This is a genomic window from Paenibacillus sp. URB8-2, assembly GCF_013393385.1.
In the GTDB taxonomy this organism is placed as follows: domain Bacteria; phylum Bacillota; class Bacilli; order Paenibacillales; family Paenibacillaceae; genus Paenibacillus_AQ.
Genome location: NZ_AP023239.1, coordinates 2,209,375 through 2,236,136, shown reverse-complemented (window position 1 = coordinate 2,236,136; position 26,762 = coordinate 2,209,375). Strand labels below are relative to the sequence as shown.

General features: G+C 51.5%; 22 protein-coding genes. 4 read left to right on the top strand and 18 right to left on the bottom strand.

Features of this window, described 5'->3' with window-relative positions:
- Window positions 1–259 precede the first annotated feature (259 nt).
- Genes PUR_RS10185 through PUR_RS10175 form a run of 3 tightly spaced genes read left to right on the top strand, consistent with a single transcriptional unit; the run spans window position 260 to window position 2,863 of the window.
- Window positions 260–1,057 (top strand): ABC transporter permease, encoded by a 798-nt coding sequence (locus PUR_RS10185; protein WP_179035146.1) that lies wholly within the window; start codon window positions 260–262, stop codon window positions 1,055–1,057.
- Between the two features lie 23 nt (window positions 1,058–1,080).
- The gene (locus PUR_RS10180) at window positions 1,081–1,884 is read left to right on the top strand and encodes an ABC transporter permease (RefSeq protein ID WP_179035145.1); all 804 of its coding nucleotides are present in this window, start codon (window positions 1,081–1,083) and stop codon (window positions 1,882–1,884) included.
- 1 nt (window position 1,885) lies between these two features.
- Complete coding sequence (locus PUR_RS10175; RefSeq protein ID WP_179035144.1) at window positions 1,886–2,863, top strand: ABC transporter ATP-binding protein; 978 nt, start codon at window positions 1,886–1,888, stop codon at window positions 2,861–2,863.
- 192 nt (window positions 2,864–3,055) lie between these two features.
- On the opposite strand, the gene PUR_RS10170 is transcribed toward PUR_RS10175, so the two are convergent.
- From PUR_RS10170 to PUR_RS10160, 3 genes are all read right to left on the bottom strand, one after another.
- Window positions 3,056–6,514: a X2-like carbohydrate binding domain-containing protein gene (locus PUR_RS10170; RefSeq protein WP_232101797.1), complete on the bottom strand. Its 3,459-nt coding sequence runs from the start codon at window positions 6,512–6,514 to the stop codon at window positions 3,056–3,058.
- 204 nt (window positions 6,515–6,718) lie between these two features.
- On the bottom strand, window positions 6,719–7,813 hold the full coding sequence (locus PUR_RS10165) for a response regulator (protein WP_269474725.1): 1,095 nt from the start codon (window positions 7,811–7,813) through the stop codon (window positions 6,719–6,721).
- 11 nt (window positions 7,814–7,824) lie between these two features.
- On the bottom strand, window positions 7,825–10,827 hold the full coding sequence (locus PUR_RS10160; protein ID WP_232101796.1) for an ATP-binding protein: 3,003 nt from the start codon (window positions 10,825–10,827) through the stop codon (window positions 7,825–7,827).
- A gap of 563 nt (window positions 10,828–11,390) precedes the next feature.
- Here PUR_RS10160 and PUR_RS10155 point away from each other — a divergent pair.
- A complete protein-coding gene (locus PUR_RS10155) occupies window positions 11,391–12,599 on the top strand; it encodes a glycosyltransferase family 8 protein (RefSeq protein WP_179035140.1) in 1,209 nt (402 codons plus the stop codon).
- A gap of 83 nt (window positions 12,600–12,682) precedes the next feature.
- Here the strand turns inward: PUR_RS10155 and PUR_RS10150 are convergent, their stop codons facing one another.
- The 15 genes from PUR_RS10150 to PUR_RS10080 all read right to left on the bottom strand — a co-directional run bounded on the left by PUR_RS10150 (window position 12,683) and on the right by PUR_RS10080 (window position 26,756).
- Window positions 12,683–13,099: a VOC family protein gene (locus tag PUR_RS10150; RefSeq protein ID WP_179035139.1), complete on the bottom strand. Its 417-nt coding sequence runs from the start codon at window positions 13,097–13,099 to the stop codon at window positions 12,683–12,685.
- Between the two features lie 83 nt (window positions 13,100–13,182).
- Window positions 13,183–14,043, bottom strand: coding sequence for an arylamine N-acetyltransferase family protein (locus PUR_RS10145; protein ID WP_179035138.1), 861 nt, complete (start codon window positions 14,041–14,043; stop codon window positions 13,183–13,185).
- Window positions 14,044–14,218: 175 nt separating this feature from the next.
- Window positions 14,219–15,709: a cobyric acid synthase gene (locus PUR_RS10140; protein WP_179035137.1), complete on the bottom strand. Its 1,491-nt coding sequence runs from the start codon at window positions 15,707–15,709 to the stop codon at window positions 14,219–14,221.
- A 13-nt stretch (window positions 15,710–15,722) separates the two neighbouring features.
- A complete protein-coding gene (locus tag PUR_RS10135; RefSeq protein ID WP_179035136.1) occupies window positions 15,723–16,319 on the bottom strand; it encodes a histidine phosphatase family protein in 597 nt (198 codons plus the stop codon).
- A complete protein-coding gene (gene cobD / locus PUR_RS10130) occupies window positions 16,304–17,425 on the bottom strand; it encodes a threonine-phosphate decarboxylase CobD (RefSeq protein WP_179035135.1) in 1,122 nt (373 codons plus the stop codon). Before cobD ends, PUR_RS10135 begins: the two co-directional genes overlap by 16 nt.
- Window positions 17,426–17,441: 16 nt before the next feature.
- Window positions 17,442–18,215, bottom strand: coding sequence for an adenosylcobinamide-GDP ribazoletransferase (gene cobS, locus PUR_RS10125; RefSeq protein WP_179035134.1), 774 nt, complete (start codon window positions 18,213–18,215; stop codon window positions 17,442–17,444).
- Complete coding sequence (gene cbiB / locus PUR_RS10120) at window positions 18,212–19,171, bottom strand: adenosylcobinamide-phosphate synthase CbiB (RefSeq protein WP_179035133.1); 960 nt, start codon at window positions 19,169–19,171, stop codon at window positions 18,212–18,214. The genes cobS and cbiB overlap by 4 nt, the downstream gene beginning before the upstream one ends.
- A gap of 15 nt (window positions 19,172–19,186) precedes the next feature.
- Entirely contained in the window at window positions 19,187–19,810 is a 624-nt protein-coding gene (gene cobU / locus PUR_RS10115) for a bifunctional adenosylcobinamide kinase/adenosylcobinamide-phosphate guanylyltransferase (protein WP_179037844.1), read from the bottom strand.
- Between the two features lie 22 nt (window positions 19,811–19,832).
- The gene (gene cobO, locus PUR_RS10110; protein WP_179035132.1) at window positions 19,833–20,390 is read right to left on the bottom strand and encodes a cob(I)yrinic acid a,c-diamide adenosyltransferase; all 558 of its coding nucleotides are present in this window, start codon (window positions 20,388–20,390) and stop codon (window positions 19,833–19,835) included.
- Entirely contained in the window at window positions 20,377–21,789 is a 1,413-nt protein-coding gene (locus tag PUR_RS10105; RefSeq protein ID WP_179035131.1) for a cobyrinic acid a,c-diamide synthase CobB, read from the bottom strand. Before PUR_RS10105 ends, cobO begins: the two co-directional genes overlap by 14 nt.
- Window positions 21,786–22,895, bottom strand: a complete 1,110-nt coding sequence (locus tag PUR_RS10100; protein ID WP_179035130.1) for a cobalt-precorrin 5A hydrolase — start codon at window positions 22,893–22,895, stop codon at window positions 21,786–21,788. The genes PUR_RS10105 and PUR_RS10100 overlap by 4 nt, the downstream gene beginning before the upstream one ends.
- Window positions 22,888–23,682, bottom strand: a complete 795-nt coding sequence (gene cobM, locus PUR_RS10095) for a precorrin-4 C(11)-methyltransferase (protein ID WP_179035129.1) — start codon at window positions 23,680–23,682, stop codon at window positions 22,888–22,890. Before cobM ends, PUR_RS10100 begins: the two co-directional genes overlap by 8 nt.
- On the bottom strand, window positions 23,682–24,404 hold the full coding sequence (cobI, locus tag PUR_RS10090) for a precorrin-2 C(20)-methyltransferase (RefSeq protein WP_179035128.1): 723 nt from the start codon (window positions 24,402–24,404) through the stop codon (window positions 23,682–23,684). Before cobI ends, cobM begins: the two co-directional genes overlap by 1 nt.
- A complete protein-coding gene (cbiE, locus tag PUR_RS10085) occupies window positions 24,401–25,654 on the bottom strand; it encodes a precorrin-6y C5,15-methyltransferase (decarboxylating) subunit CbiE (protein WP_179035127.1) in 1,254 nt (417 codons plus the stop codon). The genes cobI and cbiE overlap by 4 nt, the downstream gene beginning before the upstream one ends.
- Entirely contained in the window at window positions 25,647–26,756 is a 1,110-nt protein-coding gene (locus tag PUR_RS10080) for a cobalt-precorrin-5B (C(1))-methyltransferase (protein WP_179035126.1), read from the bottom strand. The genes cbiE and PUR_RS10080 overlap by 8 nt, the downstream gene beginning before the upstream one ends.
- Between the last annotated feature and the right edge of the window lie 6 nt (window positions 26,757–26,762).

The window sequence follows — 26,762 nt, the reverse complement described above, 5'->3', positions numbered from 1 at the left end:
CAGGACCTCTCCATTCACACCGGTAGCTGTTCATCATTCCCCTCTTTTCTCTGCCGCTCTCCTGTTGGCCTTCCTCTTGCACCCTGACGGCAATGCCATTTGGATTAGGATATGCGCGGAATCCATCAGAAGGTGCGAAGCCGAGAATGTTATAATTTTTTTCCCGAAAAATTTGAAAGCCGAAAGCGACCGATTTGCAATAAAATAATGAAATGCATTCAGACGGGATAATCATCCATTTCGCAAGGAGAGTGGTGCTGTGGGGAAATATGCCGCCTATACGATAACCACGCTGAAAAACACGCAGGTATACAAATTTGATTTGCTGCTGCGCGTAATGAACTCGTTTATTTTGGTAATCGCTTTCCGCGAAGCGTGGAAGGCCATTTACGAGAGCGGACAGGGCCTTGCCCTATCCACGGGAGTGTCTTCGCAGGGAATGCAGACCTACGCTATGCTTTCCGTCATCCTGTTTGCCATCATCCCCCCTTCCATTTCTTATGAAATCAGCGACAAAGTCAGAGACGGCTCCATCGTGTTCGATATGCAGAAGCCGTGGGATTATGAATGGATGCATTTCTCCAAAGCGGTCGGCGTCTTCATGTTTAGTATGATTTATGCCGTTATTCCGCAGTTGATTGCGATCCTTTTGTTTTTCCCCGTTGATTATCCGACCGGTCTGCAGGCCGCCGCTTTCGCGGCAAGCGTCCTGTTCGCCTTTTTGCTGTCCTTTTTGATCAATTTTATCGTTGGCATGTCGGCCGTCTTGTTTACGGAAACATGGGGGATCGAGATGTTCAAGACCGTCATCACCGACATTTGCTCCGGCGCAATGGTTCCGCTCTGGTTCTTCCCGGAGGCGGTGGCCCGATTCCTCTCATGGCTTCCTTTCCAGGGGATTTTCAATATTCCTTTATCCTTGTTTATTGGAAAAATAACGGGAACCGCCATCTGGGAGCAGCTTGCCTTTCAGGCTGCGTGGTGTCTGGCCCTGCTGCTGCTGAGCAGGCTGGTACTCAGACGGATCGAACGCAGGCTGGTTATTTCGGGAGGATAATAACAAGTGAGGAGCGGGTCCCATTGATCGGCAGACATATCAAGCTGTATATCGCAATGCAATCGGCAAATTTGCGCTCGCACATGGCGTATCCGCTGAATTTCGCCATCGGTGTGTTGAGCATCACGTTTCTCGGGTTGTCCTTTATCCTGGTGTCCTGGGTCATCACACAGAAGGTTCCCGTTATTAACGGTTGGGGAACCTACGAACTTATCTTCATGACTTCGCTCTGGCGGACGACGCACGGCATCTTTATCGCCTTTTTTGTGCAAAGCTGGTTTCTCGACTCGCTGATCCGGAACGGCGAATTTGACCGCTTCCTGGTCAGGCCGCTCAATCCGATGTTTTCTTTTGCCGCCTTCAACATTCAAATCTACGGATTCGGCGATATGCTGGCAGGCCTTATCGGGCTCGCCGTATCCATGGCCCACATTCCGGACTGGACGTTCTTGAAGATCGCCTATCTGCTCGTCATCGTTCTATGCGGCGCGGCCATCGAATGGTCGCTTCAAATGCTGATCGGCTGCATGGTGTTCTGGACACTGCAGGGCGGAGCTATGCGCCATATTCTGGATCAGCTGCTCGCGCAGTTCACCCGCTACCCGCTGTCCATCTATAACCGCGTCCTCCAGGTTCTGCTGACTTTCGTTCTGCCTGTCGCGTTCATCAGCTATTATCCTTCTTCCTTTTTACTGGGCAACCGGACGGACGGCGGATTCTCTCCTCTGTTGATATACTTCACGCCGCTGGTGGCGCTGCTCTTGGTCTCGGTCACTTATTTCGTGTGGACAAAAGGAATAAATGCTTACAAAGGAGCGGGAACATAATTTGGACATTATCATAGCGGACAATTTGGTCAGACAATTCCATTCCCCCAAAAAGCCGGCAGGCTCATTCAAGCTGCTGAAATCCGTCTTTTCCATGCAAAAAGAGACAAAAAATGTAGTGGACCATGTGACGTTTACTGTACGGAAAGGGGATTTCGTCGGCTATATCGGCCCGAACGGGGCCGGAAAGTCAACCACCATCAAGATGCTGTCCGGTGTGCTTGTTCCCACTTCGGGAAACGTTCTGGTCAAGGGATTGGAGCCGCATAAGAACCGCAAGCAGCATGCGAGGAATATCGGGGTAGTATTCGGACAGCGCACCCAGCTCTGGTGGGATTTGCCGCTCATCGAATCCTTCAAGCTTCTCGGCAAAATATACGATGTTCCGAAAGGCCGCTTCCAGCGCAATCTGGAGATGTTCACCGATATTCTTGAAATGTCTTCTTTCCTTTCAACGCCGGTGCGTAAGCTCAGCCTGGGCCAACGAATGCGCGGAGACATTGCCGCGTCCCTGCTCCACGAGCCGGAAATTCTCTTTCTCGATGAACCGACCATCGGGCTTGACATCATAGCGAAGGAAAAAATCCAATCCTTTCTTCAGCAGATCAACAAAGAACAAGAAATCACGATCATCTTAACGACGCACAACATGGACGATATCGAAAAATTATGCCGCAGGGTCATCTTCATCGACAAAGGGCAAATTCTGTTTGACGGCAGCACGGAAGTAATGACCGCTGAGTTTGGAGGCTTCCGTTACCTTGTCGTGGATGCGCCGAATTGGGACGAAGCCGCCTGGAACGGACCTTCCGTCGAACGGCGGGAGGACAGCCAACTGTTCTTCCGGATCGAAGACGACAAGCAGGTGGCCCCAATGATCAAGCAGCTCACCGACCTTCTGGATATCCACAATTTGACTGTTCAGGAGCCGAGGATCGAAGATGTAATTAAACAGCTGTACGGAAGGATCGATCACTAGATTCGCATGAATTTGATACAAAAAGCCGCCGAATACCCGAAAGGGTTCGTGCGGCTTTGCTGTAGTTGATAGCTAGGTAATTAATTGGGCTGTATTAGCTGCCTGTCCAACTCTCTTTTCAAGGGCAGTCGGCAAATGCAAAAAGAAAGAGTTATCCTCCAAGCATTTTCTGGAGAATAACTCTAACGAATGTTAGTTAATCAATTCAGACTTTTGTAGAAGTCTCTGAATAATAGCGGCAACTTCGGCTCTGGTGATGTTATCCTTTGGTGACAGTTGGCTGCTGGTTCTGCCGGAAATGATGCCTGCTTGTAAGCAGTCAGCAGCACTATTTTTCGCCCACCCGGAAATCTTATTCGCATCCCCAAATGAACTCAGAACTTCTCCTGCTGCTTTAGAAGGCAGCTTTGCTTTCAGGTCAGTGATCGTCATTGCTTTCGCGATGATTGTCATCGCCTGTTCCCTCGTAATCTTGTCGTTCGGACGGAAGGTGCCGTCTTCAAAACCGCTGATCAGATTGTAGGCATAGGATGTTTGAATAATATCGTTATACCAATCCGATTGCTGTACATCCGAGAATGGAGCAGCCGCACTCTCCAGCTTCAGTCCCAGTCCCCGAACGATGATTGCTGCAAATTCCGCACGAGTAATATCTTGATCAGGGTTGAACATATTATTGCCGCTGCCGGTGACGATCATTCGTGAACCCATGTCGTTCACCGCATCTTTTGCCCAATGCTTGGCGACATCCTTGAACTCAAGAGGGTGCCAGACAACCGAGTACGTACTGTTCGTCAAACTGCTCACTTTTGCGTAATATTTACCGTCAATGTTAATGATCTGCGTTGGCACATGGCGGACGGCTCCATCCGGTTCAATCACAACTCCAGTAGTGATTTTATTGGGGTCTATACCATCCGGAATGGCAAGCGTCCGTTCCACATAAGCATTGAACTTGGATACTTCAATCTTGGTATCCCCGTAAACTCCTCTGACGGTAAAGTTAAGCGGAGGAACGACAATCGTGAACTGGCCTGTGGCCGCCGAGTTCTCTACGGTCTTTGCCGTATCTGCAGTTGGCGCGGCAATTTCAATCTGCACCTTGATATCCTGAAGCGCTATCTGTTTACCAAGCTGATCCGAAATATTATTAATATTGATCTGTTGGGCAGGTAATGTGTAGGTGGCGTTCTCGGTTTTGATTTCCAGGACCGCCTGTTTTTGCTCCATGTTTTTGATAATCTGGCCGTTCAGTTCGCCAATCACGACATCCGCTTTCGTATTCACCGGTATCGTAATCACCGCATTCTGACCTTCTGCTGCAAGGATGTCGTCAAGCTTCTTCGGATCAATCACTACGGTTGTGACCGCTTGATCATTCACTTTGCTTGTTGTTCCTGTGCCCACAGTCTGCACGTTTCCATTGACAAGTGCATCGACTCCTGTGTTCGTTGGCTCCGGTGCGCTTGGAGCAGTCGGCACAGCAGGAGTACTGCCGCCATCGCCACTGGACGGTGCAAGCGGTGTGACGGCATTGGAGACAGCGGATGCCACACTGCTGCCAGCACTATTGATTGCTTTTACTGTAAACGTGTAAGTCGTTCCATTCTGCAGTCCTGTTATTGTAATGGGACTGGTTGTTCCTGTCGCGATAATGTTGCCTGGCGAAGAAGTGACCTCGTAACCAGTAATTGCACTTCCTCCGTTATCCGCAGGAGCCGTAAAGGTAATGGTTGCTTGTCCGTTTCCTGTAGTTGCGGCGATGTCTGCGGGCGCTACCGGAACAGTCTTCGGCGTTGCGCTCACTTGGTTGGAAGCGGCGCTGTCTCCTCCAGGATTTGTCGCTTTGACCACAAAATAATACGTCTTTCCGTTGGTCAATCCCGTTACGTTGTAGGAATATACAGATCCCTGAACCGTAGCCACTTCTGCTCCATAGGTGTCAGAAGTTACACTTTGATAAATTTTATAACCCGTTGAATCATTTACTGGACTCCAGTTGAGAGTTACCTTTTCATTACCAGCTATAGCCGATTTCAGCTTAGGGACTCCTGGTGAGACAGGCGTCGTGTCGCTCACTGTAATCGCGAGCGTCTTCGGCGCTCCCGCGCTGAAGGCGAACGTCAAGCTCGTCGTACCTTCCGGTTGATCCGCCAAGTATTCCTTCTTGATCTTCACTGTGCTGCCGCTTACTGTGTAGTCCGTGTTCTCGGTCAGCGGTGTGCCGCCATTTTCGATGCTGCTCAGCGTGTTGCCGTTCAGCGTCAGCGTGGTTTCCACATCCGCATACCCGGCCGATGCCGCGTACTTATCGAAGCTCGCGCTCGTCGGCGTAATCAGGCTGTTCTCCGGCGTCGTGTCGCTTACCGCAATCGCGAGCGTCTGCGGCGCTCCCGCACTGAAGGTGAACGTCAAATTCGTTGTACCTTCCGGCTGCGCCGCCAGGTACTCTTTCTTTATCGTTACCGCGCTACCGCTCACCGTATAGTCCGTGTTCTCGGTCAGCGGCGTGCCGCCGTTATCAATACTGCTCAGCGTATTGCCGTTCAGCGTCAACGTTGTTTCCACATCCGCATAGCCTGCCGATGCCGCGTACTTATCAAAGCTCGCGCTCGTCGGGGTAACTAGGCTGTTCTGCGGCGTAGTGATCGTATAGCTTTCACTCATTACGGCACTATCGCTCAGCCCTGCTTTCACCGCAATCGCCTTGATCGTCATCGCAGCGTTTACGGGAATCGGTGTACTATACACCTGACTGCTGCTCGTTGGAGTGCTGCCGTCTGTTGTATAGTGGATTGTCGCCCCGTCGGTGCTTGTAGCCAGCGCTACCGTTGTGCCTGCTGCCACCTCGCCTCCAGTAGGATTCGCAGTCGGTGTTGCAGCTTCAGTAACGACCCCTCCTTCCGTAGAATTGCCCGGGATAAGATTTGAGACAAAAATACCTGATGCGGCAATATCATCATCTGTATTGGCAACAGCGATCCGAAGAGTATGTACCATACGATTGGGATCAAGCAGACCTACCAGTGTTTGGGGAGGCGACCATGAACTCCAATCCGATAATACGGGGGGAGTATAGTTTTCAAGCTTTGCCGCTTGATTGACACGCAAGATCGAACCGTTTGGCATAAACGCATAGTTGACATCATCAACGAAGACAGCAGCGATATCATAATCGGAAGTATAGCTTTCCTGACTCGCAAAAATAAAATCCAACGCAATCGATGTCTTCCCCTCAGGTACGGTGAATTGAAACTGAAGCGCCGATGCATTGGTAACTTCACTATAATTATTTGCACCTGTCAGCACAGCTTGGAGCTGTTCATCGCCATAAGCGGCTCCTGATCCGTCAGTAGAATTAATAAAGATACCTTGATTAAGAGTCAGGCGAGTGCTATCCGATAAAGTTTCTGCATCCAATTTAGAATACGTTGAAGTATTACTTAACGATCCTTTTAACGTCTCCGAGTTCGGAACCACACTGATTGGCGAGCCTTGAGTAAGATGGTTAACCAATTGCTGGGCGCTTGTCCCTGGCGTGAAATCATTCACCGGATCTGCGGCATAAACTTTGCTGTTCAATGGGAGCCAGGAACTAACAAGCAATAATAATGCCCCGAATAAAGAAAAGCTTTTTCTGAATCTGTTCATTTTCATCCCAAACCCCCTGTCATATTTGGTATTGAATCTACGCTCATATTCCTGCCTTCTATTTTGTCAATCTCCTTTCGTCCTATTTCTATTTCTACTTATTTCTACATTTTTCACAAAACCGATTATAGCAAAGGCTTCTAAACCGATTCTAAAACGAAAAAAGCCCCAGACCTCATAAAAGAAGGGCCAAAGGGCTTATCATTAAACGTACTGATTATAGATACTTGTCGTTTCCTGACTGGGTTCAATTCCAAGGTCTGTATCCAAGAGTTTAACAAAGGCTTCGTAATGACGGTTCAATGAAGCGTAATCGCCAAGCTGAGCATAATTGGTAAGCACTAGACGACATATTTCTTCCGAGTAGGGGGCTTTTTGCTGAACTAAATGCAACCGCTCAAGTGCTTTTCGTTGATAACCATGTTCCATTTCATAGATTGCAATCCTCATCACATGATTCAGATAACGTTCCAGCAAATTGCTCCTTAGCGTCTCCGCCCAAGGATAATCATATCCTTCCAAGTAATCGCCGCGGTAGAGTGCAATGATATTTTCATAAAAAAACCGGTTCTGTTCGGTAATGGCAGACTCTTTATCAGTTGCCTGCTCAAACTCCGATACATCCCACAAGATTCCATCCATGACGAGACGGTAGCTGTCCAGAGCGTACTCAACGGATATTTGGCCCTGCCACTCTTTGACCAGCTTTCGAATCTGGGACACGGTGGTATGTAAGTAGGTCAATGCCTTGTCCTTGGGATAATCGGGCCAAAGTGTCTCCAGCAGGATATCCTTGGAAATCCACCGCTCCCGGTGATGGAGCAAATAAGCAAACAACTCTTGGGCTTTCACCGTCTTCCACTTCAACTGCCTCTCATTACCCGCACCGTCATCAAAAGATATATGACCGAAGCAGCGTACTCTCCAATTGCCGAAGCTTTTCACTTCCCTGACCGGGATGCTCCGTTCGATATAATGAAGTGTTTTAGCCAAACGATCCGGGTCAATCGGCTTTAATATGTAGTCCAGCGCATGAATTTCGAAGGCTTCAATCGCATAATCCGAATATGCTGTCACATAGACGATGCGGATGTCATTGTTCAATTGCTGAATGTGCTCCCCCGCTTCCAGACCGTTCATTTCGGGCATTTCCACATCGAGAAAAACAACATCCACTCTGGACCCTGCCAGATGCTCTAGCCCTGCTTTGGCAGATGTATATTTCCCTTCAATTTGAAAACGTCCATCGGTGAGCAGCATCATTTCCAGATACATCAGGGCAGGCTTTTCGTCATCAATCAGTATGCATGTTAGGATAAAGCTTCCTCCTCTCCATGTCGGTAACCGCCGGCTGTTTCTTTAGGTATCTCAAAGTAAACCTCAGTTCCCTGATGCGGCCGGGTCTCCACTTGCAGGCCCTTTCCATACAGCGACAGAAGTCTCCGGTCAATATTCATTAGCCCCACACCCGAGCCTGATTCCCCCGACAAAATCATATCCAGCCGCTCCTTCGGCATCCCTACCCCATCGTCCGTTACCGTCACCTTGATCGTCCGATCGGTTTCCTGAACGACCAGTTGAATGGTGCCTCCTGCCGCTTTTTTCATAATGCCGTGCCTGACCGCATTCTCTACGATCGGTTGAATGGTAAGAGGCGGAAGGAGGGTATTCATCGATGCATGAATGTCATACGTTACCTTCAGGCGTTCCTCGAAACGTGCGCTTTCCAATGATAAGAATGCCTTGACCAGCTCTAATTCTTTATGAAGCGGAATAAGCTTGTCGCGGTTCTGAAAGTCGAAGCTTCCCCGTAAATATTTGCTTAAATCCAGAAGCAGCTGGGTTGCCTTGGATGATTCCACTTTGGACATATAGGTGATTGTGTTAAGAGCATTATACAAAAAATGCGGTTTAATCTGCGCCTGCAAAAATGCCATCTCTGTGCGCACTGCGTTCTGAACGGACCTACGAAGCGTAATTAAGGTGCGTACTCGCGCTCTTAGCTCTATTGCATCAACGGGTTTGCTCAGAAAATCATTTATTCCGGACTGAAAGGCAAGCTCAATATCATCCGCGCGGCTTCGCGCCGTCAGCATCAGAACCGGCAGTCTGGAAAGTGGAAATGTCAGTCGAATCTCCCTGCATAGTTCTAGACCTGACATCCCCGGCATCATCCAGTCGGTAATGACCAGATCGATATTTCGGTTCAGAGACAGCTCTTCCAATGCAGCGGTCCCTTTATCGACGGCAACTACGCGGTAGTTGTTAACGGAAAGGATATCCGTTAATACCTGCAGATTTACAGGGTCATCGTCCACAATTAATAAAGTACCCTCCACAAGCTTCATATCCGATACGGCAGCCACCTCTATCTGGGCAGTTGGACCGTGGCCAATGAAGGTGACTTGTGTTAATCCGGTCTTCGATTCGGGAGAACGGGCGATGTCCGCCACAGGAACCGTAAAGTAAAATACCGATCCTTTATCCGGCTCGGATTCCACCCATATCCGGCCGCCTCCAAGTTCAACGAGTTTCTTCGTAATACTTAATCCAAGCCCCATTCCAAGCAAAGCAGGGTCTACCGGCTTTCCAATCTCCCCGAATGGCAGGAATATCTGATCATGCCGTTCAGCGGCAATGCCAATCCCGGTGTCCGCTATTGCAATCTTCACTTCCCGGCCATAATCTTCGGCAGAAACCGTTATAGTTCCTTCAGCCGTAAATTTAATGGCATTTCCCAATAAATTATACAAAATTTGCTGGAAGCGATTTTCATCGGCATTCAGAAGCGGCAGATTTTCAGGCCACTCCTGCACGAACTGCAGTCTTTTGCCGCTGCCGGTTGTAAAGGTAAGGATATCGAGAACCACAGAAACAACAGGCCGAAGATCTACCGGACGCTGCGCAAGGATAATGTCGCCATTTTTGAGCCTGGCCCAGTCCAGAATATCATTAACGAGTAAGGATAACCGCTTTCCTGTCGCTGCAATCATGGAAAGATGATGCTGCTGCTTCGGATTCAGTTCACCCGCCACCCCTTCCAGCAGAGAAGACGACATATTTACAATTCCGTGGAGCGGTGTCCGCAGTTCATGAGACGTGCTGGCCATGAATTCGTCCTTCAGCCCGTCAAGCGTCAGAAGCCTTTGCGACAGCTGCTCTACTTCATGGAATGAATTCGCAGACCGAAAAGCGGACTGCAACGCTTGTGCGATAAGAAAGAGCAGTATACCGTATGAGCTTAGCAATTGACTCTCCAGCTTGCCATATACATTTAGCAGACTGACAATAATGACGATAAGCAGACTTATCATGTTTACAAGCATGAAGAACCTGTCCACGGTACGCAAACGCAAGTTTTTGATCATCAAATAAATGATATAACCGACAAAGAACACAGACCATACGAGCCATACCCCATCCCACCTGGAGAACAGGAGAGTAGGAACACATACTGCTATAATCAGGTCGATCCCGGAAATCCATCTGCACAGCAGCATCACAAGTCTGTGAACGGCCGCCTGTGAGTGCACCGCAACATAATGAACGACGCAAAAGTACACTCCCACAGAAGCTATCATCTGCAGTCTTAAAACCACATCATAAGGAAGAGCGGGAAATAGGTCTCCTATGATCTTCTCGCCATGAGTCAGCACATATATGCAGGCAAATAATGAAATCCCTCCCAAATACAAAAGGGAAGTCTCCTGTCTTCGCAATCGGTACAGCAGCATAAAGTAAATGGTTGAAACCAGAAAGCCGAATGCGATCAGCGAATCGCCAAAAAATTCTGTTTTTTCAATATTCATTATCGTTTTATAGTCACCAAGCGAGATAGGGTATACCATCCCTCCCGATGAATAGCTGTAGTTGGCGATTTGCACAAGAATTTCAATTTCGCCTCCATTAATAGAAGCAAACCCGGCATAGGGTATATTGCGCTGCACACCATCTCTGCTTGACGTAGCGGGGTCACCGCTCGCTCCGATCTCTGTCCCGTTAATAAATAACCGGTTCGCAGACCGAATATTATCCGTTTTGATACCGTAAATTTTATTTTCGTGCTCCGGGACAAGAACGTGCAGGCGAAACGTCGCGTAACCAGTAGCCCTGGGATTGCCGGTACTGCCTATATAGCTATTCCAGATGCCTGGTACATGAACTAGACCAGTATACTCCGGTGTCTTCCCAGGAGACGAGTGAGCCGTTTGAAAGCTTTCCGGGGTCAGCAGTTGATCGCGGTAAAATTCCCATTCCCCTTGAAGCGGAACAGCCCCATTCGCCTGAAAGTCCCATTTCCGCAAATCCAGCACCCCTCCTTGCGACGAAGCATGCTGAGAGGCTGTATGCATATAATTAAATATCCATAATATGGGAATTATAATAAGAAATATCACAGTTAATAACACAGTCGGCCACTGTTTACGCATCAATTCTCTCCAAAATAATAGATTTTACTTTCCGGTGAAACGAAGTGCAGTCGCATTATACCTTATAATCGGTTGCCTTTGAAGAATCTTTAAGCTCCACACAGCAAAAAGACATCACCATGAAGTATGATGACGCCTTAGCTGAGGGAGCCTAAGTTCTCGAATATTTGGTGGGACTTACTCCGACAAGGAGTACCGGATAATCGTGTTTGAAAGCTGGCTGATCACCATCGAAGCTCCTCCATAGGCAACTGTCAGAACGACCGAAATGAACCTCAGCCATAGCTCCGGCATAAGGCGCGGGATTAATATAAAACGGAATATCCGGAATGCGCTTTGCACATGAAATTGGGTCAATTACTTAGGAGAAATGCCCTTATCACTCGTTCGTGACAAACGTATAATGTGGTACATTCGTACAATAACATTATGAGAGGATAAATCAGATGATCGAACTAGTCTTGGCTTTTCAGGATAAGGATGGGCAATATGCTGAGCATGCCGGGGTCGTTCTAGCGTCAGTTTTCCATAATACGAGTTCCCCCGTTAATGTTCATATTTTGCATGATGAGACTTTAAACGAAGAGAACCAGGGAAAACTCATTGAATTAACCACCGGTTATAACCAGACGATTAATTTCTATTCCATGACTCTACCCCATGATATGCTTCAGGTAATGGCTGGAATTGGCTCAATTAACGCCTGGACGCAGGCCTGCATGTATCGATTGCTTCTTCCCGCATTAATTCCGGTAGACAAAATCATTTATCTGGACTGCGATGTTTTGGTGAACATAGACATTGCGGAGCTGTGGCAAGTAGACTTGGGTGAAGGTTATTTGGCCGCAATCAAGGACCAGGGCATTATGGAAGTGGCGCATACTATCAGCTCCAAGGGGTTAAATCCAGAGCTTTATTTTAATTCCGGAGTTATTTTATTTTCCTTGAGTAATATCCGCAAAAATGTTGGCTGGTACGAAGAAATGCTTAACTTTTTTCGGAATTCCCCCGATACCAGCATGCCTGATCAGGATGCATTAAATGTAGTTTACGGAAGAAATTACGTCCCGTTGGATTTGCGTTTTAATTTATTTAGCATGAGCGTTACCGATCATGACTTTAATAATAAAATTGTCCATTTTGCGGGAACCGATAAGTGCTGGGACAATAATTCTTCAGGCGCGGAACTGTACCAGAATTACCTCAACCTGACACCGTGGAGGCAACAGGCACCTGAAAATACGGCGGAAGCAGGTCCCCCTAAAGTGCATCCGGCTGAAGTGCCTCCAGTTGAAGTGCAACCATTTGAAGCGCGTCCAGTTGAAGTGCATCCTCCTGTTCAAGTACATCCTGCTCATATACATCCTGCTGATACGAAGAAAATAATCAGGAAACGCAAGACGATAAGCGCGAAGAGATACCGGAAACGTATGAATAACACAACTTCCTATAACAACTTGAAACGAAGAGGAAGAAGAGTTTCTCAAGAAAAGCTTCTGTATAAAAGAAGCGATAGAATGAAAGGCAGACGAGCGAAGACCATCCTGGTTTCATTAGCCAGTTTGAAATTGATCAGACAGAGCGGAAGACCTATGGATAATCAGAGCACAGAGACAAGTTCGACGCCATTTCTGACGTTAAGTAAGTTTATTTAACTCAAAGAAGCCGCGTTCTTGGACGCGGCCTTTCATTTGTCTTTAGCGGAGCCTCGGGGCTAACCAACGCTTTCTTTTCACTATTACATCGAACCAAGGTTGAACTGCCATACCACACCGAACTTGTCCGACAGACTTCCGTAACATTTGCTCCAAAAAGTTTCTTGAAGCTCCATGCCTACTTTTCCACCTTCTTTGAGTTTCCCGAAAGCAGATTGCAAGACTTCAATGTCTTCGGTCACTAGAGCAAGGCTAATATTATTGCCTACCACAAATGGCATGCCGGGGAACACATCGGAAAACATAACATTGCTGCCAAAGATGTCAAGCCGGGTATGCATGATCAAGTTTTTCGCTTCCTCCGGAAGCGGATAATCCGGGTTGGGAGGCGCTTCCCCAAAGGTCATCAGATTAGGCTCTTCCGTCCCAAAAACTTTCGCGTAAAACTCCACGGCCTCGCGACAATTGCCATTAAAATTCAGATAAGCGTCAACAGCCATTTGGCAAGCTCCTTTATTTTAAATTTGTTATTTCAATAATACATCATGTCATAAATAGCAATCAAACATACCCTTTAGCCATCTTAGTTTCCCTTCGATTTTTTCCATTCTTCATGGTTTTTCAGTACCTTCTTCCATAAATCATCCCGTTCTTGGTTGGAATAGTTAACCAGGTGTTCCCCAAAAATATCCCCCAGTACTTCAAGCCATTTCGATTTGTTACGTATCTCTACTTTCTCGTTACTTCTTGGTCCCCGTTTGCTCCAGATACAACCTCTAAGTTCATTGCTTCCTAAAGCATGCCTATGTTGAATAAGGAACAGATCCATCCAAGGTGAATTCGCTGACCGGCTGTAATAATCATGTTTTGGCTCGAATTCCTCCATATTAAGCACAGCCTCGGGAGCAAAATCCACTCCAATGAACGGAGCGGGAAGATCATGCTCCAATCTCCAACCGTTCTTGACTACACCAGACTCCTTGACCCCATAAGTAAAAGGACCCTGCTCATAGGCTCCCGCCTGCAGCGGCAGTGGCTCATAGGGCATATCCCCCAGGCCAACATCAACGATCCATCTCTCTTCCTCTTGCTCTTTGTCCAAGCTTACGGTTAATCCAAGGTGAAAAGAGTCTATCCGAGGCTCTTCTCCCACGGGCTGGACGCCGCCCCTATGCCAAGAAACCTGATAACCCAAGGAACGAAGGAGTGCGCTAAACGCACCATTGAGGTGAAAACAATAACCGCTTCTGCGGTTTATCATAAGCTGTACAGATTCTCTAATATCGATAGAAACCGGCCTTCCGGCAAAAATATCGACGGTTTCCCATGGAATATTTTGCACATGAGCTCTATGAAGTTCAATTAAAAAAGATTGGGTAGGCGGCTGAATTTCATTAATCCCTAATCTTTTTAAATAAGCCTTTATTTCTTCTTTCGTTAACATTGATTCTTGTTGCCCCTTTTATAGTCAGGTTACAGTTATTTTGAGATTTTCTTATTAAATAAAACTAATAATAGCTTCTCTTAGAAAAATATTGAAGCATAATAATCACATCAGTTCGACCAAAAGGAAAAGAACCCGAACCATTTCCGCTCTCACGGTGGCTCGGGTTCCTTCCTTATTTTAATCCGGCAATCCGGTATATCTTGTCTACATCGAGATGCGCTCTGATATGGTCGGCCAATCGGTCGAATGCGGCTGTTTTACGGCTCTGGAAATGGATGTCCGTTTGCAGAGGGGCAAGCCCTTTTTCCTGCCGGATCAGATTAAGCCATTTACGCCGGAATTCATCGTTTTCGAATATCCCGTGCAGATAAGTACCCCATATCCTCCCGTCAGCCGACAGCATGCCGTCTTCATGACTGCTGATCTGAAACAGATCTTCCACGGGTTCCAGCTTCTCCGTTTTGCCCATATGAATTTCGTAACCCTCCACGGAAAAGCCTTGCAGCTCCACCCATTTCGGATGGTTGCAGACTACTACACCCCGGACTCTCTCCGTTCGTTTATCGGGATAAAAGACCGTCTCCGCCGGCAAATATCCAAGCCCAGCCGCTTCGCCTTCCTCCGACTCCACTTGATGCGGGTCACTCAGCCTCACCCCCAGCATCTGGTATCCGCCGCAAATGCCCACAAGACGGGTTCCGGACTCAACCTTTTTGCTTACAGCTTCCGACAGTCCCGATTCCCGTAAAAATCCCAGGTCGGCCAGTGTATTCTTCGTTCCAGGCAGCAAAATGACATCGGGATTGCCAAGCTCCTCGGGACTCTGTACATAACGCACCTGTACATCCGGTTCAGCCCCGAGTGGGTCCGTATCCGTAAAGTTGGAAATCCGGGGCAACCGGATGACAGCTACGTCGATGTCGGCATCCGGATTGAGGTTATCCGCCTGGTGATCCAGGGCCACCGAATCCTCGGCCTCGATATCGATCCCGTTCAGGTGGGGAACCACGCCAAGGACGGGTTTTCCTGTACGCTGCTCCAGCCAGTCGAGCCCGGGTTGCAGGATCGTAACATCCCCCCGGAATTTATTGATAATGAAGCCTTTTACCCGGTTTCGCTCATGCTCTTCAAGCAGCTCCAGCGTTCCGACGATAGAGGCAAACACACCGCCTCGGTCAATATCCGCGACCAGAACAACCGGAGCATCCGCCCACGCAGCCAGACGCATATTGACAATATCCCGGTCCTTCAAATTGATTTCCGCCGGGCTTCCCGCCCCTTCGATGACGATCACATCATACTCAGACTTCAAGCGGTCAAGAGCGTCCCGGACAATCGTCCCCGCTATGGGCAAGTACTCCTCACGGTAGCGCCGGGCGCTCATTTCCGCATGCGGCCTGCCGTGTACGACAACCTGGGCAGTCATATCCCTTGTCGGTTTGATAAGAATGGGGTTCATGTCCGTTGTAGCCGTAATCCCGCAGGCTTCCGCCTGAACGCCCTGCGCCCGGCCGATCTCTTTGCCGCACAAGGTAACGTAGGAGTTCAGCGCCATATTTTGCGATTTATAAGGCGCCGTCTTGAACCCGTCCTGAACCAAAATCCGGCACAACGCCGTGGTGATGATGCTTTTGCCTACGTCAGATGCTGTCCCCTGGAACATGATCGTTTTCGCTTTACTCAGTTTCCCTCACCTCTTGACCATCGCATTCAATCCACTCCCCATGCTTAAGGGGATTCTCCCAGAATGGCTTCTTCCCGATATGCGCAAGCCATGAATTAATGACTCCGCCATGGGTAACAATCAGAATCCTACTGTAATTCTGCCCGCTCACTTCCTTCATAAAATGGCACACACGGCTCCGGATGCCGGACAGTGATTCTTTCCCGCCGGGCGGGGTCTGCGTCTCCATCTGTTCGTACCACCGGGTCATTTCTTCAGGAAAGCGAGCCATCGCTTCTTCATAAGTCAATCCTTCAATCCAGCCAAAATCCGTTTCTCTCAGCCTCGCATCCGCGATCAGCAGAGGCTGGCTTCGGCCTGCACCGCATACCGCCCGCTGCACTTCACAGGCTGTCTCGCGGGCTCTCCGCAGATCGCTGCAATAAATGGCATCCAAACGGAAATGCGCCAAGGCGCTGCCGAGTTCCTTTGCCTGCTTCCTGCCCAGCTCATTCAGCGGCTGATCCGTATGGCCGATGTAGCGCCGCTGCGCATTCCACTCAGTAGCTCCATGCCTGGCTAAAATAATCTTGGTTATCGGGACGTCCAATCTGTCCCCTCCGCTTCCTGCCGATTACAGAGAGCGCCGCGCAGGGCGGCAATCAAGCGTTCATTCTCCATGCATGTTCTAACCGCAATCCGAAAGTATCGGGTATCCAATCCGGCAAAGCCTGCGCACCCGCGAATCAGAATACCTTGCTGCCCCAGTATAAGCTGGAGCTCTGAGGCATCCGGCCCGGACGCGCTGGTGCGGACCAGAATAAAATTAGCTTTTCCTGGATACGGCAGGCAGCCGATTCGCTTTAATTCCTCTTCAAGCCAAGCCCGCTCCACGGCTACGAGCTGCCTTGTGCGCGTTTCGTATTCGCTCTGGTTTAATGCGTACACCCCGGCTTTTTGCGCCAAATGATTTACACTCCAAGGCACCTGAAGCTTCCGAATGAACGAGATATTGTCCGGATGGGAGGCGGCATAACCAAGGCGCAATCCGGGAATGCCGTAAAATTTGGTCATGGACCGAATAACAATAACATGCCTCGAATATGCCGCCTCGCGTATGTAAGAGAGCTCTTTCTCGTCCTCGAAAAAGTCAATGAACGCCTCGTCAAGCACTAGGATGGTATTATGCGTTACGGCCGTGTCCGCAAGACGAACCACGGCTTCCCTGCTCAGCCACTGTCCCGTAGGATTGTTGGGCTGGCCAATAAACAGCAGGTCGACTTCTTCGCAAGCGGTGAGCAGCGCTTTCTCGGGAATGGCGAAGCCATCGTCCGCAGAGGCGGGAACGGATAGAACTTCGGCGCCGGCTTTTAACGCGGCTTCGGCATATTCCATAAACGCCGGATCGACCACCGCTACTTTACCCGGCTTAAACCCTCGAACGATCAAATCAATGACTTCGGCGGCTCCGTTGCCAACCAGAATGGACGCAGGATCAATATTGTATTTTTGCGAAATGGCTGTTCGCAGTTCCCGGGATTCAGGGTCAGGATAGTGAACCAGCCCGGCCCATTCCTCATGAAGGACATCCTTTAACCCCGGCGGCGGTCCCAAGGGATTAATATTCGCGCTGTAATCAAGCAATTCCTCGGCCGGTACACCGTACAGTTCCTCCGCTGTGGCCAAGTCTCCTCCATGACCGTTTCGTTCCAGCATGCTTTTTCCTCCTATTCTAGAACGAGATATATACCGCAGCCAGGAGACCCGCAGTCTCTACCAGCTCGTTTAAAGCTCCATACGTATCCCCGGTTAAACCTCCAAGCCGCCGGACAAAATGACGGACCAACAGCCAGGCGGCTGCGGCCTGAATGCCGAAAAGCAAGATCCATCCGAAGGAAGGCCAGAGAATAACCGGGAACAGAAGCAGCAGCAAGGCTCCTGCAAGATAACCGGCACGGGCTTCCTGGAACAGCCCTCCCATGCCTTGCTCCCCTCCAATATATGGACGCCGGACAATCGCAGCCACCATAGCCCCCCGGCTCACGGCCGGAATGGTCAGCAGCAAGCAGAGCAGCATGCTCCCGGATATCGAGCCCTGTCGCAGTCTGTCAAGCAGAGTCCAAAGAGAAGCCCACTTCACTAACAGCACGAAGAACGCCGCCAAAACGCCCATGGCGCCGACACGGCTGTCCTTCATGATCGCCAGCATCTGCTCACGCGGCCGATGGCTTCCGAGACCGTCTGCCGCATCCATCAATCCGTCCAGATGCAATCCGCCGGTCAGAAGAGTCCAAATGAGCAGCAGTACAGCCGCATCGAGAGGAGCCGAGCCGGATGACAGCACCACCAAAGCCAGATAAAGAATAAAGCCGATGACAAACCCTACAACCGGATAAAACAGCACGCTTCGGCTGACATAGCGCTTGGTATATTCCACTTGAACGGGAATCGGAAGCCGGGTAAGAAACTGGAACGCCACGATCAAAGAAATCAGCCATTGTCTCATCTTATCTCTCCAATAAAAAGGCTTCCCGCCGCGATTAGCAATAAGATCATGATGAGTGCCGCGGTCAGCCTTAGAATCTTTATCGTCTGCCGGATATCTTCAGCTGCCAACTCCCGGGCGGCGGTTCCCATTCTGGCTCTCTCCGATACAATGCCGCCATAGCTGTTGAGTCCGCCGAGCTGAATCCCCAGCGCTCCGGCAACAGCAGCCTCAGGGATGCCGCTGTTCGGGCTCGGATGCTTCGCGGCATCGCAACGCATGGCCTGCCAGGCCCTTCCGGCATTCAGCCCTTTTGTCATAAGCGCCCCAGCCCAGAGCAGCAGCCCTGTTATTCTGGCAGGGATATAGTTCAGCACATCGTCAAGCCGGGCGGAAGCCCAGCCGAAATACCGGTATTTATCGTTCTTATAGCCGACCATCGAATCCAGCGTATTCACCGCACGGTACAGTAAAGCCAGGGGAGCCCCGCCGATCAGCGCGTAGAATAAGGGAGCAACCACTGCATCGACAATATTCTCGGCAACCGTCTCCACGGTGGCTCTCGTGACTTCCCGTTCCGATAAAGAGTGCGTTTCCCTGCCCACAATGTAGCCGACATAGGTTCTGGCGCTGTCCAAATCCCCCTTGACCAAAGGGCGGAATACCTGTATGGCCGCGTCACCCAAACCTTTGATGGCAATCGTGGTTGAAATCAGCCAGACCGCAGCCAATGACTGGATAATCGGGTGAATGAGTCCGGCGAGCCATAGAATCAGCACAGCAGCGGCGTACACGGCGGACAGCACGATTAGGACAAGGAGTACGCCAAGCGTTCTCTCCACCGCCCGCCCTGTTCCCCATTTCCGCAGGGCCGATTCCGTGCCGGATATGATCTTCCCGATCCCGATTACCGGATGCGGGAAGCCGCGCGGGTCGCCGACCAGCAGATCAATGAAAATAGCTGTAATTACAAACATAATTCCCTGCAAAGGTTACTGCCCCTTTCCGCCGAACCGCCAGGCCGCTTCCCGTAAATTCAAAGGAATTCCGCAAACGACCAGAAAGACTTCATCCGCCTGTTCCGCAAGCGCCTGATTCACCTGCCCGGCAAGGTCGCGGTAAACTCTGCCCAAGGGATACTCTGGAACGAGAGAGTCGCCTACTTCATTGGTGACCAGAACCGATGAGAAAGGCGCCTGTTTCAGCAGGCGGGCAAGCTCCTTGATCCGCCCAAGAATAGCTTCGCTATGCTCCGGCTTCATCCAGCGCTCTTGTCCCGCTTCGTCCGGCTGTAACAGCAGGTTCGAAATCCATAAGGTAATGCAATCGATCAGGACAACGGATACCGGTTCTTCCGACAGCCGCCGGATGACGGATTCAAGATCATACGGCTCTTCGACCGTCCGCCATTCCGCGGGCCGCCGGTCCCGGTGTAATGCCGCCCGCCTTTTCATCTCGTCATCGTAAAGTTGGGATGTGGCGATATATACGACTTCCTGCCCCTGGTTCATTCCCAGTTCCCCGGCATACCGTTCGGCAAATCGGCTCTTGCCGCTTCGCGCCCCGCCGGTGGCAAGAATCAGCTTTTTTTCATAGGACTCCGCTTCAACCATCATTTCCTCCCTGCTGCGCCCAAGGTCAATATTCAATCCCGAGAACCGCGGGCACTCCATCATTGTAATAGTGCTTAACCGCCTGAACCTCGGACACCAGGTCCGCCAGTTCCAGGATTTCCGGTTTCGCCTGACGCCCGGTCAGAACCAGATGCAAATGCTTCGGCCTTTGTCTGATTAAATCCAGCACTTCGCCAAGGGGAAGAACATCTTCAATCGGGAATTTCTCGATCGCGAGCGCATTGTTAATTTCGTCCAGCACCACTACATCCCAATCGCCGCCATGCACTTCTTCCCTGGCAGAGGACCATGCCTCCCGCAGAGCGGAGCGGTGCTCCTCCGGCGTCTTCGTCCAAGTGAATCCCACGCCAAGCTGCCGGATCTCCACACCTAATTTGCGAAGAGCGATATGTTCGCCGTATGTCCTCTGGGGCGATTTGATAAATTGCAGAATCAGCACTTTGTAACCGCGTCCCGAAGCCCGCACTGCGAGTCCCAGCGCAGCTGTCGTTTTGCCTTTGCCGTCGCCTGTATAGACAAGGGTATAGCCCTTGCGATTCGCTCTGCGGTCAGGCTGTTCCACTGGCCTCGCCTCTTTTCCGGCTGTAATGTAAGCAGCGTTCGATGAAGCGCTCTGCGACTTTCGGATTGGACGCAAAATGAAGATGCGTGTAGCCTGCCATCACATTTTCCGAATGGTATCCTTCTAGTCCCGTTCCGCGCAGACCTTTTGTTTCATAAACAAAAGGGTAATTCTCCCGGTCCGTCGTCAGTTTGGAATAATGGAACTCATGGCCTCGGATGACCTCTCCCTCTTCCATAAGCAGACAGTCCCGGAGCGCTGTGGCCTCACGGTAGCCTAAAGCAGCGAGCTTATCCTGCATAGCAACATCCGCAGCGATAAGTCCGACCATGGCATGGGTAATTCCCGCGCGGTCGGTAATCGAACGGGTCAGGTACATGTACCCTCCGCATTCGGCGAAGACCGGCAGCCCTTCCTGTACGCGGGCTTTCAAATCCCGCTTCATCCGCTCATCCGCCGCCAGCTCGGCGGCAAACTCCTCGGGGAATCCGCCGCCGAGATATACACCGTCCGCGACGCCCGGCACGGTATCGCCCGCCAGGGGGCTGAAATACACCAGTCTGGCGCCATATTGCTCAAGCAGTTCCAGGTTCTCACGGTAGTAGAAATTGAACGCCGCGTCTCGGGCAACGGCAATCGTCGGCCCAGAGTCCGGGCGAGGCCCGTCGCTGAACAGCCGTTCCTTCGGCCATGCAAGCGCAGGGGCTGTACCCGCCAGGGATAGCACCAACTCAATATCCACTCCGCCTTCGACCAGATCAGCCGCCCGGTAAAACAAACCGTCCAACTCTCCCCGTTCAATGGCCGGAACGAGACCGAGATGGCGCTCGGGAATGCCCAGCCCGTCGTCCCGCCCCAGCCAGCCGACAACAGGAATGCCGCATTCCTGTTCAATCGCGGATTTGACGAGCTGGTAATGCCCCCGGCTTCCGCATTTGTTCACGATTACGCCGGCGATGCGGACATTCTCGTCCAGCTTCTGGTACCCCAGCACGACAGCAGCCGCACTGCGGGCCATGCTCTGCGCGTTCACAACGAGAATGACCGGACTCTCCAACAAGAGCGAAATTTCCGCCGTGGAACCGGTATTGGACAACGGGTCCTTCCCGTCGTACAGCCCCATGACTCCCTCAATGACGGACAGATCCGCTCCTTCGGAAGCTCTGAGAAAAATTTCACGCATGATATCATGAGACAGCATCCAGGTATCCAGGTTGCGCGACGGCCTGCCTGTTACGGCGGTATGGTAGGTCGGATCGATGTAATCCGGGCCGCACTTGAAGCCCTGCACTTGAAGTCCGCGGCGCTTCAAGGCAGCCATTAAGCCGATCGTCACGGTTGTTTTACCGGCGCCGCTGCCCGTTCCCGCAATGACTATCCGGTTTCGGTTCCCGCTCATATCCCCACCTGCCCGCCTGATGGGAAAGGAACGCGGGAGATGGAAAGGGTGACGTTGCCGCTCTTTCTTTTCTCCAGCAGCCAATCCGCCGCTCCCGATGAGCGGAGCGCCGCAGGCTCGCTAACCCCGTATGCGCCCGTATATTTAAACACCGTTTCGGACGGATTTCGAAGAGGAACCTCATTCAGCTCGCCCGGCGTATACAGATCAAGCTCCCACTTATACTTCCGGCATACTTCGAGGAGTCCCTCTTCATCCTGTTTCAGCACGATGGTTGCCGCATTTCGTACACTCTTGACGGACAGCCGAAGCTCGGACAGTGTACTTATGATCGTATGCTCGATCTCCTCCGCCGTTGTCCCCCGGTTGCAGCCGATGCCGAGGACAAGCGTCTTGGGCCTGTACAGCACCCCATTCTTAAGCAGCGCCGCTTCTTCCCCGGGTTCCAGCAGCCGGTCCGTAATGACCAGCGCCGCATCAAACTCCGCCTGCACCGCTTCTGCGGCGTGACCGTAAACGGCAATATGCGGCGGCAGCGGCTTATCATACGTCCACCACTGCGTCTCGCCCGCTTCCTGCACAACGGCGATCCGCTCCTCATTGACCACCGAAGCGCTGACGGGCGTCGCCTTGTCGAAGCTTTCGATTTCCCAGCCGAAGCCGCGTCCGAACAAATCCACCGGAATCGTCCCCTGCACATCTGACGCCGTCGTGATTACAGGACTCGCTCCGAGCGCTTTCGCTACCTCCAGCGTCAGCGCATTGGCGCCGCCCAGATGGCCCGAAAGCACGCTGATCACATGCTGGCAGCGATCATCGATCACGATGACTGCGGGGTCCTTTTTCTTATCTTCCAGAATCGGGGCGATCATGCGGACTACGGCACCCAGAGAAATGAAAATAATAAGTCCTTTATAAGCTTTAAACAAGTCCGGCAGGATCAATTTTACGGACCCCTCGAATTGCCTGTACCCGAGCTCTGTCTCATCTCCACGGGCAAATTTGCTCATGTAATAAAGGTCGGTTCCAGGGAAATCCGCAGCCAAGGTCCGGGCCATCTCCACCCCATGCTTGGTGATTGCGACGGCGGCATAAGGCTTAGTCATTGGCGGCCTGCCCTTTCCGGTAACCGTGGGTAAACTGCTTGTCATATAGCTTGGAGCGGTGTTCATCACGTTCGACCATTCCCGGGTCAAGCGCCCAGCCTGCCAAAATCATGGCATGCATGCGAATTCCCGCTTGCCGCAAATCGCTGTCGAGATGCCGGAGCGTCGTGCGCACGATTTTCTGATCCGGCCATGTGGCACGCTGAACGACGGCTACCGGCGTATCCTCCGACCAGCCCGCCTCCACAAACTCCTTGACCACCTTCTTCGCAAGCGTGGCGCTTAAAAACAGGGCGATCGTACAATGATGGGAGGCGAGGTCGCGGAGCTTCTCCCGTTCCGGTACAGGCGTCCGTCCTTCGGCCCGGGTCAGGATGACCGTCTGGGTCAAGTCCGGCACCGTCAATTCGGCACCCAGCACGGCAGCCGCAGCGAAGACGGAGCTGACGCCCGGCACGATCTCGTAGGCGATATCGCGCTGCTTCAGCAGAACCATCTGCTCCAGGATAGCGCCGTATACGGCCGGGTCGCCCGTATGCACCCGGGCCACGCTTTTTCCGCTCAGGACAGCCTCCGCCATCACATCGACCATTTGCTCCAGATCCATCCCGGAGCTCTGCAATACTTTGGCATGACTGCCCACACGGGAGACGAGCTGTTCGTTGACGAGCGAATCGGTATACAGGACAAGATCGGCATTCATCAGGATGTTCAGACCTTTCACCGTAATGAGATCCGGATCTCCCGGACCGGCGCCGACAATATACACTCTCGGTTCGAGCTTCACTATTTTTTCACCGCCATTAACGTTAAGTATTCAAGCTCCTGCCCCTTTAATTCCCGCACATTTCGCCAGATCAGCTCGTCGGAAGAAGTTACTTTCATAACAACCGAAGCTTTGCCCACAAGCTCCATCTCCTCCAATAGATCAATGATCAAATCCAGCACTTTAGCCACCTTGATGAACACAACTGCGTCATGGTCTTCTAGGGCTTTTTTCATTGCCGCCCGGTCATTCCTTGCCGGCACAATCGCCACCTGTTCGTCACCGTCGGCCAGCGGGAGCCCCAGACGGGCGGCAGCCCCCAGGACGGAGGAAATACCCGGAACGGAAATAACAGGGACTTCCGGATGGAGGTCCTGCACCAGGCGGGCCATATGAATAAAGGTGCTGTACAGATTGGGATCGCCTTCCGTCACAAAAGCGATATCGCGCCCTTCCTTCAGATGCTCCCAGCACTGGGCAACCGTCCGGCTCCACTCCCTGTCCAGCGTGTCTTGATCTTTTGTCATGGGAAACACTAGCCCCAGCATGTCTTTTTCCGCTGTATTAATATATAATTCCACGATTTCAAGCGCGTAAGATTTGCCTCCCATCCGCTTCTTGGGATAGGCGATAACCGGACATTCTTTCATCAGGCGGAACGCCTTGACCGTGATTAACTCCGGGTCTCCCGGGCCTACGCCGATCCCGTATAAGGTTCCTGTTTTTACTGCTGTCGTTGTCATGGTTGTTCGGTTCCCCCTCTTTCACTTCCGGGCTTCGCAAAGCCGGTGATCACATAAATGGGATTGAGTCCCTCAAAGCGGGTCATATTCAGAATCGGCTTGCTGCGCGAAATCTGCACCAGCGTAATCCGGGAATCGAAGCCGTGATCGGCAAGCGCCTGCTGGGATTCGTATAACGTCTCGATCGTAGCCGCGTTCACGACAATACGCCCTCCCGCTTTCAGTCTGGAGCAGCAGATCCGGATCAGCTCCTGCAGTTCCCCTCCGCTGCCGCCGATAAATACCGCATCCGGATCGGGAAGCTGATCAAGGCCACTAGGGGCTTTGTCATGAATCACCGTAAAATCCGCACAGAATTTCTTCCGGTTCAGCTCAATATTCTCTATATCCCCGGCGTTTTTCTCGATGGCAAACACCTGCCCGCAGGGCGCCGACAACGTACACTCGACAGCGACCGATCCGGAGCCGGCTCCAATGTCCCAAACAACACTGTCTTTCCTGAGCATAAGTTCAGCCAAGCTGAGTACCCGGACTTCCTTTTTGGTAATCAATCCTTTTTCAGGCTTGCGCTGATAGAATTCCTCGTCCTCAATGCCAAACCCGAACTGCGGTGCCGCAAACCCAGGCATTCGGCGAAGAATGACGACATTCAAGGGTGAAAACTCCGTCCGGGCCATCTCGTCCAGCGTCCAGAATCCGCTTCTCTCATGCTCGCCGCCCAGATTTTCCGCAACAAAAGCTTCATATTCATTCATCCCAAAATCGGTCAGATAACGGGCAATCGCAGACGGACTGTTCTCGTGATCGGTCAGCAGGGCAATCTTGTCCTTGCCGCTCACTTTCTGTGCCAGCCCTTTCATCGTTCGGCCGTGGACGCTTTCCATTGCGGCATCCTGCCAGCTTTCGCCCATTCTAGCAAAGGCCAACTGCACTGAGCTTACATGAGGATGGATTTCTACCGCATGCGGACCCAGCTTTTTCACCATAAAACTCGCGATACCATAAAACAACGGATCACCGGAAGCCAGCACGACGACTTCTTTGTCCGCCCTTAGTTCAGCCAGTTGTTCGACAGTGCTTCCCAGCCCGCCCTTCAATATAAAGGTTTCTCCACCGTGACCGGGAAAAAAGGAGAGATGTCTCTCACCGCCGGCAAGTACATCCGCCCGATGAATCCGTTCGAGGGAAGCCGCGGACAGCCCCGCAGGGCCTTCGTCTCCGATACCGATAATCTTGATGCGCCTATCCACTCCGTTTCTCCCTCCCCAATATCTCGCCTTTCATCGTGACCAGCACGACTTCCACCGTTACTCCTCCCCTGATATGCTCAAGACAGTGAAGGCAGGCGTATTCGCATAATTTATCAAAAAAACCGGGCAGACCCGCTTCGATAACAAGGTCAGCGGCTTGAGTCGCCGTGTTGCACTCCAGAATCGCCTCCTGCAGTTCGGGCGAGGCGCCCGTCTCTGCGGCAGCTTTAGCCAGAAAACCGAAATCGACGGCGGCGCTCTTGGAGTGAACCATCATCACGCCCTGAGCTACTTTCGAGAATTTGCCGATCATGCCGACAAAGCTGACGGTGCTCATTCCGAGGCGTTTGGCATGCTGCAGGGAGAAGCCGACGAAATCGCCCATCTGGATAAAAGACTCTTCACTCAGCTCATGGTTAAGCTTCATCGCATATTTCTCGCTGCTGCCTCCTGTGGTCAGGACAACCTGAGTGCAGCCGGAAGCTCTGGCCACCTGCATGGCTTGAATAATACTCGCCTTATACGCCGACGTGGAAAATGGCACCACTGTCCCCCGCGTACCCAAAATCGATATCCCGCCGATAATGCCCAGACGGCCGTTCAACGTCTTCTTGGCGATTTCTTCTCCGCCGGGCACGGAAATCACTACTTTAACGCCGCGGTCAATGCCATACTCTTCAAGGACTTCCTGAACTTCCTTCCGGATCATCCGGCGGGGAACCGGATTGATGGCCGCCTCGCCCACGGGAACTGGAAGCCCCGGCTTGGTAACACGCCCCACCCCGGCGCCGCCGTCAAGTTCGATGCCGCTGCCGTCTGTCCATGCCGCCATGGCAACAATTTTCGCCTTATGCGTGGCGTCCGGATCATCGCCCGCGTTCTTGATCGTGGCGCACGTCGCCGTATCCGCACTGAATTCACCATCTATGATAGTAAACGTATGGAAAAATCCGGCGGGCAGCCAGATGGTCGATTCATTAACCCGGGATTGGGTGGCCAGCATCATGACTGCGGCTTTCGCCGCAGCCGCCGCGCAGGTGCCCGTTGTAAATCCGTGCCGCATCTCTTTAGGATTATTCTCTGGTTCCACAAAATCGCTCATGAGATC

Bases quoted from the DNA above. Each gene is read 5' to 3' on its own strand.
- cbiB (WP_179035133.1), bottom strand. From the start codon at position 19,171: ATGTTTGTAATTACAGCTATTTTCATTGATCTGCTGGTCGGCGACCCG.
- cobS (WP_179035134.1), bottom strand. From the start codon at position 18,215: ATGAGACAATGGCTGATTTCTTTGATCGTGGCGTTCCAGTTTCTTACC.
- cobI (WP_179035128.1), bottom strand. From the start codon at position 24,404: ATGACAACGACAGCAGTAAAAACAGGAACCTTATACGGGATCGGCGTA.
- PUR_RS10145 (WP_179035138.1), bottom strand. From the start codon at position 14,043: ATGTTAACGAAAGAAGAAATAAAGGCTTATTTAAAAAGATTAGGGATT.
- PUR_RS10105 (WP_179035131.1), bottom strand. From the start codon at position 21,789: ATGAGCGGGAACCGAAACCGGATAGTCATTGCGGGAACGGGCAGCGGC.
- cobD (WP_179035135.1), bottom strand. From the start codon at position 17,425: ATGCTGGAACGAAACGGTCATGGAGGAGACTTGGCCACAGCGGAGGAA.
- cobU (WP_179037844.1), bottom strand. From the start codon at position 19,810: ATGATGGTTGAAGCGGAGTCCTATGAAAAAAAGCTGATTCTTGCCACC.
- PUR_RS10150 (WP_179035139.1), bottom strand. From the start codon at position 13,099: ATGGCTGTTGACGCTTATCTGAATTTTAATGGCAATTGTCGCGAGGCC.
- PUR_RS10155 (WP_179035140.1), top strand. From the start codon at position 11,391: ATGATCGAACTAGTCTTGGCTTTTCAGGATAAGGATGGGCAATATGCT.
- PUR_RS10140 (WP_179035137.1), bottom strand. From the start codon at position 15,709: ATGTTCCAGGGGACAGCATCTGACGTAGGCAAAAGCATCATCACCACG.
- PUR_RS10080 (WP_179035126.1), bottom strand. From the start codon at position 26,756: ATGAGCGATTTTGTGGAACCAGAGAATAATCCTAAAGAGATGCGGCAC.
- PUR_RS10170 (WP_232101797.1), bottom strand. From the start codon at position 6,514: ATGAACAGATTCAGAAAAAGCTTTTCTTTATTCGGGGCATTATTATTG.
- PUR_RS10100 (WP_179035130.1), bottom strand. From the start codon at position 22,895: ATGACTAAGCCTTATGCCGCCGTCGCAATCACCAAGCATGGGGTGGAG.